The following is a 14,675-nucleotide window of genomic DNA, read 5'->3' on the forward strand; positions in this document are numbered from 1 at the left end:
CTCCTGGCATAGCTGCGCCAGCGCATAAAGCGCGAGCGCCACGTCGTCCAACGTGGAAAGCCGCAGCGATGCGGCACTCAGGCAGGTGGCCGGTGACCCGGCGGTGGGCAAAACGCGGGGGCGTTGCCCGGGTGAAACGAAAGGGCACGAGCGTGCCTTATGATCGTTGGTAGCCATGATCAACTCTTAGTCAGTTGGTGATGGTTAGCGGGTCGTCGGTGGTGGTACACCGGCGGCCCGCGACTCACGACATTGCTGCCGCGCCGCCCGCAACCCCGTCCGAAGACGCCCGCGAGCGGTAGCTCACACCATAGTGCAGAGCCGGGGGCGAGCGCATCGGGGGTTTTACTTGGGGGTTTGTAGGGTTTTGGTGGGGGGCGCTTACTCGGCGCAGGCTGGGCGTGGGGGCACTGGCATGGCCTTATCCGGGGCGCGGTGCGGGGTGGTTCGTGGCACGGGTCCCGGATTCTCGCTTCGCTTCATCCGGCTACGTGGGCTTGCAGTAGCCCGGATGGAGCCGCAGGCGGAATCCGGGATGCGGTGCGGGTGGTTTCACGGCACGGGTCCCGGATTCCCGCTTCGCTTCATCCGGGCTACGTGGGCTTGCAGTAGCCCGGATGGAGCCGTAGGCGGAATCCGGGGTGCGGTGCGGGATGTATTCACGGCGCGGCTCCCGGATTCTCGCTTCGCTTCATCCGGGCTACGTGGGCTTGCAGTAGCCCGGATGGAGCCGTAGGCGGAATCCGGGGTGCGGTGCGGGATGTATTCACGGCGCGGTTCCCGGATTCTCGCTTCGCTCCATCCGGGCTACGTGGGCTTGCAGTAGCCCGGATGGAGCCGTAGGCGGAATCCGGGGTGCGGTGCGGGATGTATTCATGGCGCGGTTCCCGGATTCTCGCTTCGCTTCATCCGGGCTACGTGGGCTTGCAGTAGCCCGGATGGAGCCGTGGGCGGAATCCGGGGTGCGGTGCGGGTGTTTTCGCGGCACGGTTCCCGGATTCTCGCTTCGCTTCATCCGGGCTACGTGTGCTACGTCCTGTCGGTTAGACGATGGGTACGTGGTTGATGTTGTTCTTGGGGTCGGCCCAGAACGCTTCGTTGGCGAAGCGGCCGAAGATTTCGCGCGGCAGCACGGGCTGGCGTTCGACGGCTTCCACCTTGGGTCGCACGGCGTGCAGGCCAGGCATGCCGACGCGGGCGTCGAATTCGTCGGCGTTGTATTCGATGTGGTCGAAGTCGTGCTCGAACCAGGGTTCGTCGAGGAACTGGTACACGGCGCGCACGGCGGCGGCCGGGTCGGCCACCAGGCGCTCGTAGGTCAGCAGCAGCAGGTGCTTCTGCGCGAGCTCGCCATAGAACGCGTCCTTGGTGGCCTGGTAGGCGAAGCCGACCATGCCGCGCGGATCGGTCAATGCCTCGATGCGCGAGTACACGGTGGTGTTGGTGTCGAAGCGGAACACCTTGCTCACGCTCACCGGCTGGCGGCGCACCAGCCGCTCCATGCTGTCCAGCACCCAGGCGAGCTGGCGCACGCAGGCGATGACCTTTACGCCGGGAAACAGCGTGTTGAGCAGCTGCATGCGGCTGCACCACAGGCGGCTGGTGTCGAACACCACCTCCGCGTCGTTCTGCACGGAGTAGAAGTTTTCCACCAGCCCGCGCAACAGCGCCACGCGCTGCTCGTCGGAGACATCGAAGGAGAAATCGTTCTTGCTGCTGGCTTCGGCCATCACCACGCCCATGATGTCGGCGAGCGGGCTGGTCATGCCGGCGCGAAAGCGCGGGTTCTGGTTGAGGATGGCGGCCAGCAGCGTGGTGCCGGAGCGCGGCAGCCCGGAGATGAAGTGGAACTTCCGTGGCGTGTGGCTGGCGTCGGGCATGGGCCGGTTCCTCTCGATCGTTGACGTGATGGCGGCGGGTTCAGGGCGCGGGCGCGGTCGATGCGCGCATGCGCATCTCGTAGCCTACCTCGACCATGCGGGCCTCGCCCTTGCCCAGTATGCGCAGCAACAGTTCCTCGGTGGCGCGCTTGCCCATCTCGCGCACGGGCTGGTGCACGGTGGTGAGCAGCGGCCACACCTGCGTGGCGATGGTGGTGTCGTCGAAGCCGCAGATGGATATCTCGCGGGGCACCGACACACCCGCTTCGGCAGCGGCCCAGATGGCGCCGACGGCCATGTCGTCGTCGGCCGCGAAAATGGCAGTGGGCCGACGCTTGAGCGCAAGCAGGCGGCGCGCGGCCGCCACGCCGGATTCGAAGGAGAACTGGCCCTGCACCATGTACGCGGGGTCTTCCTTCAGGCCCGCGCGCTTCAGGCCATCGCGATAGCCGGCAAGTCGCCAGATGCCCGCGCCATGCTTGGGGTCGCCGATGATGTGCGCAATGCGGCGATGGCCCAGCGATGCAAGATGCTCCACCATCGCGGCGGCGGCCTCGCGCTCCTGCAGCATCACGCCGATGCAGCCCTTGGGCTGGCGCGGCGCGATGGAAGCGAATGGCAATTCGTTGTCGCGAAGATATTTCAGCAGCTTGGGATGATCGGTGATCGGCGGCGTGAGGATCAGCCCGTCCGGCTGGTGGCGCGAGAGAATGCCCTCGACGCGCTCGACGAAGTCCGGCGCCGTGGACACCAACGGCTGCACCATCATGCTGTACTGCTGCGCCTCGCAGGCTTCCAGCACGCCGGCCTGCACCTCCATGATGTAGCTCGGCGACAGGTTGTCGTAGAGCAGGCCGATCATGAAGGAGCGATTGGTCGCCAGGCTGCGCGCCGAGGTCAGCGGCCGGTAGTTGAGCTCCGCCACGGCCGCCAGCACGCGCTGGCGTACCGAATCGCGCACGTTCGGCTCATTGTTGAGCACGCGCGACACGGTCTTTTTCGAGGTGTCCGAGGCACGGGCGACATCGTTGATGGTCACGCGCGACATGAAAGCCTTGGCGTCTTCAATGATGGGTTCCCGTGGCGGACGCTGAAACGCTCTGCACGGGAACGTTCCACCCACTCACTTCGACCACGGGTTCGGCCGTTCCCTGCGCGGCGTAGCGCGCGGTCAGGGTGATGGACTCGCCGGGCCAAAGCGTGACGTCATTGTCATTCCACACTACCGGCAGCGCAAGATCGCCGCGCGCGCCACGGCGGATCGATACGTGCTGGAACAAGGCCACGGCCCTGGACGATGCGGGCACCGACAGCGTGACCGCGGTGACGTCGTCGCCGCCTTCGCGCGTTGTGGCGGCATGCACCGCGCTGGTCGCGGCAGGCAGCGACTTCAGTGCGGTGAAGTCCGCATACTGCGTCAACGGCGTGAGATACCAGTTCGACTTGGCCCAGTCGAGCACGTCCGCCCGCGTGGACAGCCAGTACACGTTGCGGCTCACCGGCTTGCCATCGGCGGAGGCGAGGTCGAGTTCCACGAAGTAGGTGGACGACAAGCCTGCGACCGCAGGAAGCGTAGTCACCGGCTGCGCGTGGTTTCCCGGCAGGTCGATGCCTTGCAGCTGCTTTTCGTAACGCACGCTGCCATCCAGGTTGCGCACCCGCACGTGCGCCTGCAAGCCGTGCAGATCTTGCAGCGTGTGGTTCACCAGCACGATGTCGCGCGTGTCGTACGCGTACTGGATATGCAAGGGCTCATTGCCCTTCTTGGCGCCGAAATACGCGCCGGCGGGATTCATGAAGTAGTCGTACAGGTGCCAGTGCAGCGACGGCCATGCGTTGTTGAGCATCCAGTAGATCACACCGGTCGCGGGCTTGGCGGCATCCATGCGCGCGTTGAACGCCTCGAACTGCGCGCGCACGTTGTCGTAATTGTCCAACTGCGCCTTGGCGACATAGTCGGCCAGGCTGCTGGGTTCACCGTAGCGTGCGGCCAGCGCCTTGTCGAAGGGCGTGAGCACGGCGAACTCCGACCAGGCCGCCGAGGCGTGGTACTGCCGCGCATTCGGGTACTTCCAGAGCGCCTCCTGCTCCTGCGGCGAGAGCATGCGCTCGATGTCCTCCAGGCGAGGGATGTCGGCGCCGGCGCTCACTTCGGAATCGAAGCCGAACGCGCCGCCCAGCTTGTCGGCGTACCAGTAGGAAGGCGGAATCCAGTCGTAGGGGCCCGCCATCTTCATGCCGGAGGGGCCGGTTTCCGCCGTGCCCTGGTCGGCCGCCGCCGAGATGACGGGCAAGGACCAGTCCTCGGCACGCAGCGTGTCGATGTACATCTTTGCAATGGGCGGCGGCGGCGCGTTGTCGCTGCCGATATAGAAACCGATCACCGAGGGATGGTTGCGCAGCAGGCGCGCTTCGCTGGCCATGGAATCCTGCGCGCTCTTCAGGTCGGCATCGGTCCATGGTGCACCGCCGGTCTTGGCGGCGGATTCCCATTTATCGCAGCACTCCCAGCCCGCCAGGATCATGATGCCGTTGCGGTCGGCCAGCTCGTAGAAGCGCTGGTTTTCCAGCTTGCCTTCGCTGCGAATGGTGTTGAGGCCGAGGTTGATAGCGTAGCGGAACTCGGCCTCCATGCGCGCGGGGTCGTCGCGCAGGAACATGTCGGGCGCCCAGCCGCCGCCGCGTATCAGCAGCGGCTTGCCGTTGACGAAGAACTGACGATAGCCCTGTTTGGTGAGGCTAGAAGTGACGCTGCGTATGCCAAACGCCGTCGACGCGCGATCGGAGGTGGCGCCGTCGACGGCGGCGGTCATGTCCAGCTGATACAGCGGATGCTCACCCATGCTCACCGGCCACCAGATCTTCGGATGATCCAGCGCGAGGCCGGGCGTGCTCCCGGGCGAGAACGACACGACCTGCGTTTGTCCGGGCGCAAGGTGCACGGTCTGCTGCAATCGCACGCCGGCGGCCGTACCGGTGATGGTGGCGTCATGCGCGACGCTGTCGAGGTTCTTCGCGGTCACTTTCACGGTGAGCGCGGCATGCGCCAGGTCGGGCAGCGACAGCGACGACAGCACGACGGGATGGCTCAGCGCCACCGGGCCGGTCTGCGCGATATCCACGCCGCGCCACGGGCCCATGTTGTTGTCCGGCGGCGTGGGGTTCCAGTCCACCCAGCCAATCGACAGGCTCTGGCGCGGGTCGCCCGGATGCACGCGCAGCGCGAGCACATTGGCGCCCGCGTGCACCCAGCGCGTCACGTCGATCTCGTGCACGGGATAGGCGCCGGCAAGCTCGGCATGGTCGGCCACCTGATGCCCGTTCACCCACACGTCGGCGCTGGTGATGATGCCGTTGGTGTGCAGCAGCGTGTGCCGCCCTGCCCCGTCCTTTGCCACCGTGAATTCGGCGCGATACCACCACGGCGTCACGAACAGGTTGCCGCTGGCTTCGGGCACCTGCACCGCGCGCAGGTTGTCGCTGTAGAACACGTCGTTGTTCTTGAACGCGCGGTTCTCCAGCAGGCCAGCCATGACGGTGGCGCGACCGCTTACGGGATACCAACCTTTGGTGGCATAGCCCTTCGCGGAGATCTCCTCACCACCTTGCTGCGCCTTCGCGCTGTCCTGCATCTGCCAGTGATCGATGGCGGTGATGGTGCCCGCGTCCGCACTCACCCTGGTCGGTGCGTAAGGCGTCTGGGCAAGTGCGGATGGCGCGACGAGCAGCGCCATCGCGGCCATCATCCCTAGCGCGTGTTTCGCTGGCATAGGCATGTCACTCGTTCCCCAGATAGGTTTCGTGCACTTCGACGGGCGCAAACGGCCAGGACCGGTTGACCCTGGCCCAGATCGCGAACACCACCAGGCCGGCGGCGATCCACAGGCCCGACAGGATCAGCGACAGCGTGGAGGCCGACACGTAGACGTAGACCCAACCCACCAGCGCGATCACGCACGGCACCGGATAAAGCCATTGCCGGTACGGGCGCTTGAGCGTTGGCTGGCGCCTGCGCAGCACGATCAGCGCGGCGATCTGCGCGATGGACTGCACGATGATGGTCGCCGCCAGCAGCATGTTGATGACTTCGGTGAGGTCGAAGAACGTGCCGATGGCCGTGACCATGCCCATGGTGAGCAGCGCCACGTGCGGAAAGCCATGCTTTGCGTGCAACCGCGCGAACACGGAGAGGAACACCTTGTCCTGCGCCGCCTGGAACGGCACGCGCGAACCGCCGAGCAGGCCGGTGAACACCGAGGCGAAAGCCGTCACGATGATAAGCACCGTCATCACCGCGGCGGCGAGATGCCCCCAGCTGCGCTCCACCACCAGCGATGCCACCGACTTGGATGTCGCGATCTCCTGCCAGGGCGCCACGCCGAGCACGCTGATGTTGAGCAGCAGGTAGACCACCATCATCGCGATCACCGAGATGATGATGGAGCCGGGCATGGTGCGGCCGGGGTTGCGCAGTTCGTCGCCGATGTAGGCCGTGGTGTTGTAGCCCAGGTAGTCGTATATGCCGATGATCAGCCCCGCGCCCAGGCCCGTGAAGAACTTGCCGCCAAAGGTGTCGGCCGGATAGGCGAAGGCATAGCCCGCGTTGAAATGCGAGAAACCCGCCGCCGCCACGCCGATGACGGAGACCAGCATGATGATCCACAGCCCGATGGTGATGGCGCGCACCGATTCGATGCGCCGATACAGCATCCACGTCACCACCGCCGTCGCCGCCAGGCCGACCAGATGCACCGGCCACCAACCCAGACTGGGGAAGAAGAACTCCAGGTACTCCACCATGCCGATGATGCCCGTGGACATCAGCAAGGGAATCGCCAGCAGCATGGTCCAGATGAACAGGAACGGCATCAGCTTGCCGGTGCGGTACTGGAACGCTTCGCGCAGGTAGACGTAGGTGCCGCCGGAACCCGGCATGGCCGCGCCGAGCTCCGCCCACACCAGGCCATCGGCCATCGCCAGGATGGCGCCGGCGATCCAGCCGATCACCGCCTGCGGGCCGCCCATCGCCGCGACCATGATGGGAATGGTGATGAACGGCCCGATGCCGCACATCTGCGTCATGTTGATCGCGGTGCCCGAGAACAGGCCGATGGAGCGGTGGAAGGCATTGTCGTGGACGGGCGGGGGTGGGCTGGAGTCGGGCATGCGTGGCTATCGTCCGGGTGGCAGCGTTATGAGTGAGGCTAGATTTGAAACAGTGCCCAACCTATCCCTTACCGTCATTCCCGCGAAAGCGGGAATCCAGCGCCTTCAGCGGCAAAATCAACGACGCTGGATCCCCGCTCTTGCCCCCTTTTCGGGGTTCGCGGGGATGACGGTGAGGGGCTTCGAACATTCCTGCACGTTGAAGCGTCCGGTTCGACGACTCACCACTGCCCACGCACGCCAAACATGAACATACGCTCGGAGAACGTCGAGTGCGCCGGCTGGTCGGGCCACACCAGATAGTACTTCTGGTACTCGTTGGTGAGGTTGGTGCCGTTGAGGAACACTTCGGCGTACTTGTTGAACTTGTACGAGATGGACGCGTCGAGGTACTTCTGCGGCGCCTCGTACATCTCCATGCCGGTGATGCCGCCCACGCTGTCCATCACCGCGCGCTTCGAGCGGTAGTTGTACGCGAGGCGCGCCTGGAAGTGGTCGTCCTGGTACCACAGGATGAAGTTGCCGGACTCGGTGGAGTTGTCCTGGAACGGGATCTTGTGGCCCGCCAGATCCGATTCGCCGGAATTGCTCGGCGCATACGTGCCGTTGATTTCCATGCCCGTCTTCGACAGGAAGCCCGGCAGGAAGGTAAAGCCCTGGCGGTAGTCGAACTCCGCGCCGTGGATGCTGTTGCCGGTGCCCTGCACGGGCTGGGTGATCACGATGCAGTGGTCGCGCACCACGCCGTCCTCGTCGGGCAGCGTGCAGTTGGTCACGCTGCCGTTCTTGATGAAGCTGTCCACGTTGATGCGGAACAGCGCAAGGCTGAGCATGCTGGTGGGGTTGATGTAGTACTCCAGCGACGCGCCGTAGTTGGTGGAGCGCCACGGGTTGAGGTTCGGGTTGCCGGTCGAGGTGCCGTTGGAGACGCGGAAGATCGGCCCCTGCGGCGTTTCCGCCAGCGAATAGTTCAGCTGCAGGCCGCCACCCCAGGTGCTCAGGTCCAGCGGCATCATGTTCTTGGAGTACGCCAGTCGCAGCTTCAGGCTTTCGGTGATATCCAGCGAGAAGTTGGCCGAGGGCAGCACGTCCTGATAGCTGCGCTTGGTCTGCGCCGTACCGGCATCGACCGGCTCGTCGCCGTAGGAACCGGGCGCGCCACTCAAGTGCTGCGTAACGTCGAGATTGGTGTGGATCATGCGCACGCCGATATTGCCGGCATACGGCATGCCCCACATCGTGCCGTCGAAATCGCCCTGCAGGTAGCCCGACAACTCCTTCAGCCGCACCGCCCAGGTCGTACCCGGCTCAGCCACCTGAATGGTGTCGGGGTACAGCGACTTCCAGAACGAGATGGGATTGACCATCGCGTTGGGGTCGATCGCCCAGAAGTTGATGCCCGATCCCAGCAGGTTGTTGTACTGCTTGAAGTTGCTCGCCAGCGGCGCGGCGGTGTTGGGCATCTGGATGGCGGACAAGGGTCCCGCGCGGTAGTAGCCGGTCGCGTTGCCCGCGGTGCAAGAGCCGCTGTCCAGCACCACGTCGGCGCCGACGTAGCGCACCAGGCATCCGTTCGGATCGCTGGCGCCCATGCCTGCGTACACCGGCGTTTCCAGCGTCCAGCCCTCGTTGCTGGCGTCGCGGATGCTGTTGCGCAGGCCGAACTCCAGCTTGAAGCCGTCCTGGAAGTCGTATTTGCCGTCGAAGCGCAAGGCATTCAGCGCCACCTTGCGGTTGTAGTCGCCGGAAGATTCCAGCGTCTTCATGGTCCAGCCGTTGGGGTTGGCGAAATCCGAAGCCAGCGACTGCGGCATGCTCACCGTGAGGTAGCGGCCGCCGAAGTTCGCCACGATCGGCACCGTGTTCTGCGGAATGCCATTGGCGTTGAACACGCGATTGCCGCCCAGCTCCGCGGGATAAACCATGGTGCCCGGCGGCACCGAGTTCGGATCGACGCCGTCCATCAGCACGTTGGGCCACAGCGCGCCGTCGGAATCGGAAATGTTTACGTCGGTTTCCTGGTTGGACTGCGATGCGGTGTCGTGGATGCCGCGCACGCTGGCGGTGAACGGGCCGCCGTTGTCGTAGTCCAGCTGCAGGTTGAAGTTCTTCGCCACCGAACTCTTCTGGATGATCTGCGAATACGACTCCACGTCGCCCGGCCACTTCTCGTACACCTGCGTGGTGTAGAACTGCGAGCCCTCCCAGCCCGGCTCCGGCGTGCCGTAGGAGCCCAGCGCCGGTGCGCCGGTATTGCGCGACTGCAGCGGCACGTAAGTCGCGCCCTGCCAGTTGGTGGAGTTGAACTGGATGCCGTAGTTGCGGTCGTACTCGCGCTGCTGCGAGTAGAAGTAGTCGCTGGTCACGCTGAAGCCGCTGCCCAGGTCCATCTGGAACGAGGCATTGCCGGATTTGCGCTTGCGCTGCGTGATGATGTCGTTGAGGCCGATGTCCTGGCTGCCCATGAACACGCCGTTGGACTTGCCGTCGCCATTGACGTCCACGCTGCCGTCGGCGTTCTGCACGATCTTCGAGGGAATGGGCGCGCCGTTCCACGGCGTCAGGAAACCGTTGTAGCCGCCCGCGCTGGCGGCGTTCTCGCCGTTGAGCACCACGCCGTACTGGTCCAGGCCTTCGGTGGAATTGAAGCGCCGCGTGTTGGAGAAATCCGCCGAGACCAGCAAACCCCAGTGGCCGTTGTCGTTGTACGAGATGAGGCCGTTGCCCTCCGGCCCCCAATGCTTGGTGGTGGTGCCGCGCTCGCCGTTGGCGGAGTAGCTGTAAGTGAAGCCGCTGGGCAGGTCCCAGGGGCGATAGGTGTGCAGGTCGATGGCGCCGCTGATGCCGCCGTCGGTTTCGTTGGCGGTAGAGGATTTCACCACGTCCACGCCGTGGAACAGCGTGGACGGCAGCATGGTGAAGTCGGGTTGCTGCGAATCGATCTGGTCGGCCGTGATGAACACTTCGCCGTTCAGCATGGTGCCGACCTGCGGCAGGCCGCGCACGTCCACCGAGGTGCCCACGCCCGCATCGCGGTTGATCTGCACGCCGGTCACGCGCTGCAGCGAGTCGGTGATGGTGGTGTCGGGCAGCGCGCCGATGTTTTCCGCCGTGATGCTGTCCTGGATGTTCGCGGCATCGCGCTTGAGGTCAATGGCGCGCATCTGCGAGGCGCGCACGCCGGACACGTTCACGGCCTGCAGCGTGGCGGCGTTCTTCTCCGCGTCGGTGACGCCGGCCTTGGCATCGGTCTTCTTGGCATTCGGTGCCGGCGTGGTTTGCGGCGCGGTCTGCGCCGTGCCCGCCTGGCTGGCCTGGCCGTCGGCCTGGACATCCATGAAGGTGGATGCGGATGCCGACGTCGACACGGCGGCAAACAGCGACATGGTGACAGCGAATGACAATGGATGCTTGCGAAGTACGGTGGACATCGGCTTTACCCTCGTTCGTGTTGCCTGCCTAACCCCAAGTGCTCCGTGGATTTCCGGAAAAACGCGTACCGCCCGGCGCTGCCTGCGACACCGCACGCCGTCGTGATGCCATCTCTGGTCGTCCCCGCCTTGGCCACACGTGCCAAGGACACTCCCTCATTACCGCCGCGCGGCCCCAGACCGCGCGTACCGCCTATTTCGAAAACGCGATCCGCGCCAACGCCCACTGCCCATCGCGCGGGTCGCCGGTAGCGAAAACGCACAGGTTGCGCGCGCCGGTCCCCACCGGCACCGCAAGCGCTGCTTCAAGCTGCACCTGCCCCTTCGCCTGCACCGCACTCGCCAGCGGCAGGCTGGCAAGCAACGGCCCCTTGCAGGAGTCGGCATGGATCTCGAACTGATTGCTTGCGCCGCGCACCACGGCATCCCTGGCCTCGTCACCGAAGCGCCACGCCAGGCGCTCCACGGTGATGGCGACGTGCCTGGCGCCGTGCAATGACGCCTGCGGCCACAGCCAGCACGCGTTGCCGATGTCGACGGCATACACCGGCCTTGCCGCGTCCATCGGCTTGGCGCCATCGAGTCGCGAAGGTGGCTGTTTCGAGCAGGTGCCCAGCGCGCTACCATCGCGGCCGAGCAGGCTGGTTTCATCCAGCACCTGCGTGCGCGGCGCGGCGAGTTCAAAGCCGTCCTGCGCAAAGGTGGCGACGCGCAGGGCGGTCTTGCCGGGCAGCGTGAGCGGCCGGGCATACGGTGATGACTGCGGGGTCGGCGCTGAGCCGTCCGTCGTGTAACGCATCGTGCCGACGGCAGCCTGGTTCGACAGCTCGACGCGGAAGGCGCCGTTGTCCGCGGCGGTGATGGTGAAGGCTGGTGCGAAGGCGCTGTCCGCATAGTCGATGCCGAGCGCACGATAACGCGCCAGCTCCGCCGGCAGACGCTGCGCGAAACCGTTCCAGTCGCGTGCGCGTTCGGGCGACCAGCCAAGCTCCGACAACGCGGCAAGGCGCGGGAACACCGCGTGCTGATCGTGCGCGAATGTGCGCATCTGTTCGGTCCACAGGCCGCTCTGCACGCCGATGACGCGCTGCGCTTCCGCCGCACTCGCGCCGTGCGGAATCACCACCGTGTCATAGGCTTCGCGCAGCGTCGCCACGGGCGAAGGGCCGGCCCATTCGTCGGGCAGGTCGGACTGGTAGTGGTCGAAATACAGCGACTCCTGCGGCGTCATCACCACGTCGTGGCCCTGCCTGAGCGCCGCGAGCGCGACACGCTCGTCGTGGTCGCCGTGCCAGGACATCACCACCTCGGATGTCGGCAGCGTCGCGCCGGCATCCAGCTCATCGTCCCAGCCCACCGGCCGGCGTCCGTGCTCGATAAGGTGCGCGGCCACCCGGTTGGTGAACCAGCTCTGCAGCTGATCCATGTTCGCCAGGCCCAGCTTGCGCATCTGCGCCTGCACCTCCGGCGAAGCATTCCACTGCTGCTTGTCGGCCTCGTCGCCGCCGATGGAGATGTAGCGCGAGGGGAACAGGCGCATCACTTCGTCGAGCACGTCGTCGACGAACTGCAAGGTCTTTTCGTTGGGATTGAGCAGCCACGGGCTGACGCCCCAGTCGGTCCACACGGCGGGCCGCTTGCCGGTCACGCCCAACCACGGATACGCGGCGATGGCGGCCTGCGAATGGCCCGGCAGGTCGATCTCCGGCACCACATCCACGTAGCGCTCGGCGGCGTAGTGCACGATGTCGCGCACGTCCGCTTCCGTGTAATAGCCGCAGTAAGGCCGGTCGGCGCCGCCGGTGAGTTCGCTGTCCAGCCCCACCGCCTGCCGGCATGCGCCGACCCTGGTGAGCGCGGGATACTTGGGAATCTCCAGCCGCCAGCCCTGATCCTCCGTCACATGCCAGAGCAGCACGTTGAGCTTGTGGAGCGACATCCACTCGATCAGCCGCTTGATGTCGGCCACGCTCTGGTAGTGCCGCCCCGAATCGAGCAGCAAGGCGCGCCACGCGAAGCGCGGATGGTCGGCGATCACGCCATGAGCCACCTTGACGGGCGCGCCGCGCGTCCAGCCGGGCGGCGTCAGCAACTGCCACACGGTGACGCCGCCGTAGAACGCGCCGCGCGACGTGCGTGCGGTGACGCGGATGCCGTGGTTGTCCACGGTGACGTGGTAACCCGCATCGTCCGCGACGTTGGCGTCCTGTTTCACCTCGAAAGTGATTGCCGCCGGTTCGCCGCCGGTGGCCATGCGCAGATGCAGGCCGCTGGTATCGGCCACGCGCTGCACGAACTGCTGCGCCACGGCTTGCGTGCTGTCGTGATCCGCGCCCTGCACGCCGACCACGGCACCATCGGCGATATCGACCGCTCCCGAACTCGCCGGGCTGAGCGTGGCCGGCTGAGGCAACAGGGACCACGCGGGTGCCGCAGGCGCGGCCATAGCCGCACTCGTCGCCAGCCACGCGATGACTGCGCACCATGGCAGCACGCGTCTCATGCGCCCACCCCGCTTGCAGCGACGGGCCGCGACCCCGCAGTTCCGGAGAGGCCGCGCCGCAGGTACCACCGCGCCGCGCCCTGCACGCCGTGCGCGCCATGCTCCGTCACCCACACCGGCACCTGCGCCAGCAGCGCACGGGCGCTGCGTCCGTGCAGGAAGCGCTCCTCGAAGGCGCTGCCCTTGAGCTGATCGAAGATGGACGACAGGAAGCCGCCCGCCAGATACACGCCGCCAGTCGCCATGAAGGCCATCGCCAGGTTGCCGGTAAAGCTGCCCAGCGCGGCGCAGAACATGTCCACGGCTTCGACCGCCAGCGCGTCGCCGGCGATGGCCGCCGCGGTGACGTCCTGCGGTGTCGACAGCGTCGCCGCTTCGCCCAGCAAGGCGCACAGCGTGCGGTAGATGGTGAGCACGCCGGGACCCGACACCAGGTGCTCGAACGCCACGTAGCCGCCGTTCGGCGCGATCTGCGCGAGCACCTCGCGCTCGCGCACGGAGTTCGGTGCGAAATCCATCTGGCCCGCTTCGGTGGCCAGCACGAAATCACCGGCGGGGCCGGAAACGTGTACCGCCGCGCCCAGGCCAGTGCCCGGGCCGATCACCAGTGTCGGGCCATTCGACCGCGCAACGGGACCGCACAGGTGGCGGCCGTCCTCGACCAGCGAGCCGTCCAGCGCATAGGCCAGCGCCTCGAAATCATTGAGCACGGCGACTTCATCCAGCCCCAGCGCCTGCTGTACCTGGTTCAGATGGATGGACCACGGCAGGTTGTCGTTGACCACCTCGTCGCCCATCACCTGCCCCGCGCAGGCGAGCACGCAATGCTTCACCGGCATCGCCACCTCGGCCTCGACAAAGGCTTGCAGCAGCGCCGACAACGACGGGAACGCCACGCACGCGAACACGCGGTACGCAAGCGTTTCCACGCCTCGGCCATCGCCGCCCAGCGCACGCATCAACGCCACACGCCCATGCGTGCCGCCGATATCAGCCGCCAGAAACGGCACCGCCAGGCTCCCCGCCAGTCGATCCGAGTGATCCATCGCCACGTCCAGCGCGCTCCCCCGCATTGGAACTGTCATCAGCCTGCGACCACATTGACACCGGTGTCAAGCGGTGGCGCAACAAGGGGGGAAAGATGCCTGGGCAGGGATTGCCGGGACCGGGAAACCGGTCGGGAGGGCGCGGCTCACTGGCGACCAGGGCAGTGGCGCGCGTGAAAAACGGCACCCAAGGGGTCGCGGCGCAGGCGCGTCAAAACAAGCAAAAGCCCCCGAAAACGGGGGCTTTTTGCAGGTGACCGCGATGACGAAGACGCTGCCTTAGCGCACCTCACCCACCGGGCGAAACGCCCTGGGTGACTTCGCAAGACGGTCGAAGATCAGTGCAACACGAACAACTTGTCGAAGCCCGCCACGCGCAGGGTGCCGCGCAGGCCGGCGCCGGCGTTGACGATGCGGATCTCGGCGCGGTCGGCGCCGGCGTGTTCGCGCAGCAGGAGCAGCATGCCCAGGGCGGAGCTGTCCATGGTGGACACCTCGCCCAGGTCGATGACGTAGCTGCGTGCGGCGCGTTCGCCAAGGCAGGCGTCGTGGAAGGCGCGGTGCACGCTGAAGTCAAAGCGTTCGCCCAGTTGCAGGGTGACGCAGTCGAGGTCGGGGTCGTGGTGAACGGTCAGGCTCATGCGTGGCT

At 66.1% G+C, this 14,675-nt stretch carries 8 protein-coding genes; all 8 read right to left on the reverse strand.

Annotation, left to right across the window (positions count from 1 at the left end):
• Positions 1 to 1,043: 1,043 nt before the first annotated feature.
• Complete coding sequence (locus tag BDW41_RS21410) at positions 1,044 to 1,880, reverse strand: sulfotransferase (protein ID WP_074552118.1); 837 nt, start codon at positions 1,878 to 1,880, stop codon at positions 1,044 to 1,046.
• Between the two features lie 40 nt (positions 1,881 to 1,920).
• Positions 1,921 to 2,928, reverse strand: a complete 1,008-nt coding sequence (locus tag BDW41_RS21415; protein WP_074552120.1) for a LacI family DNA-binding transcriptional regulator — start codon at positions 2,926 to 2,928, stop codon at positions 1,921 to 1,923.
• 16 nt (positions 2,929 to 2,944) lie between these two features.
• Positions 2,945 to 5,656, reverse strand: a complete 2,712-nt coding sequence (locus BDW41_RS21420) for a sugar-binding domain-containing protein (protein ID WP_074552121.1) — start codon at positions 5,654 to 5,656, stop codon at positions 2,945 to 2,947.
• 1 nt (position 5,657) lies between these two features.
• Positions 5,658 to 7,046, reverse strand: a complete 1,389-nt coding sequence (locus BDW41_RS21425; RefSeq protein WP_074552123.1) for an APC family permease — start codon at positions 7,044 to 7,046, stop codon at positions 5,658 to 5,660.
• Between the two features lie 221 nt (positions 7,047 to 7,267).
• Entirely contained in the window at positions 7,268 to 10,477 is a 3,210-nt protein-coding gene (locus BDW41_RS21430; RefSeq protein ID WP_074552125.1) for a TonB-dependent receptor, read from the reverse strand.
• Between the two features lie 193 nt (positions 10,478 to 10,670).
• Entirely contained in the window at positions 10,671 to 12,923 is a 2,253-nt protein-coding gene (locus BDW41_RS21435; protein ID WP_158537022.1) for a family 20 glycosylhydrolase, read from the reverse strand.
• A 53-nt stretch (positions 12,924 to 12,976) separates the two neighbouring features.
• Complete coding sequence (locus tag BDW41_RS21440) at positions 12,977 to 14,065, reverse strand: glucokinase (protein ID WP_233496988.1); 1,089 nt, start codon at positions 14,063 to 14,065, stop codon at positions 12,977 to 12,979.
• 299 nt (positions 14,066 to 14,364) lie between these two features.
• Positions 14,365 to 14,667 carry an STAS domain-containing protein gene (locus BDW41_RS21445; protein ID WP_199535410.1) on the reverse strand — a complete coding sequence of 101 codons (303 nt, stop codon included), beginning with the start codon at positions 14,665 to 14,667 and terminating at the stop codon, positions 14,365 to 14,367.
• Positions 14,668 to 14,675 lie beyond the last annotated feature (8 nt).

It is taken from the genome of Dyella sp. AtDHG13, from assembly GCF_003201105.1.
Classification (GTDB): Bacteria; Pseudomonadota; Gammaproteobacteria; order Xanthomonadales; family Rhodanobacteraceae; genus Dyella; species Dyella jiangningensis_B.

Coding starts and splice junctions, on each gene's coding strand:
- BDW41_RS21415 (WP_074552120.1), bottom strand. CDS start 2,928: ATGTCGCGCGTGACCATCAACGATGTCGCCCGTGCCTCGGACACCTCG.
- BDW41_RS21445 (WP_199535410.1), bottom strand. CDS start 14,667: ATGAGCCTGACCGTTCACCACGACCCCGACCTCGACTGCGTCACCCTG.
- BDW41_RS21410 (WP_074552118.1), bottom strand. CDS start 1,880: ATGCCCGACGCCAGCCACACGCCACGGAAGTTCCACTTCATCTCCGGG.
- BDW41_RS21425 (WP_074552123.1), bottom strand. CDS start 7,046: ATGCCCGACTCCAGCCCACCCCCGCCCGTCCACGACAATGCCTTCCAC.
- BDW41_RS21420 (WP_074552121.1), bottom strand. CDS start 5,656: ATGCCTATGCCAGCGAAACACGCGCTAGGGATGATGGCCGCGATGGCG.
- BDW41_RS21435 (WP_158537022.1), bottom strand. CDS start 12,923: ATGGCCGCGCCTGCGGCACCCGCGTGGTCCCTGTTGCCTCAGCCGGCC.
- BDW41_RS21430 (WP_074552125.1), bottom strand. CDS start 10,477: ATGTCCACCGTACTTCGCAAGCATCCATTGTCATTCGCTGTCACCATG.
- BDW41_RS21440 (WP_233496988.1), bottom strand. CDS start 14,065: ATGACAGTTCCAATGCGGGGGAGCGCGCTGGACGTGGCGATGGATCAC.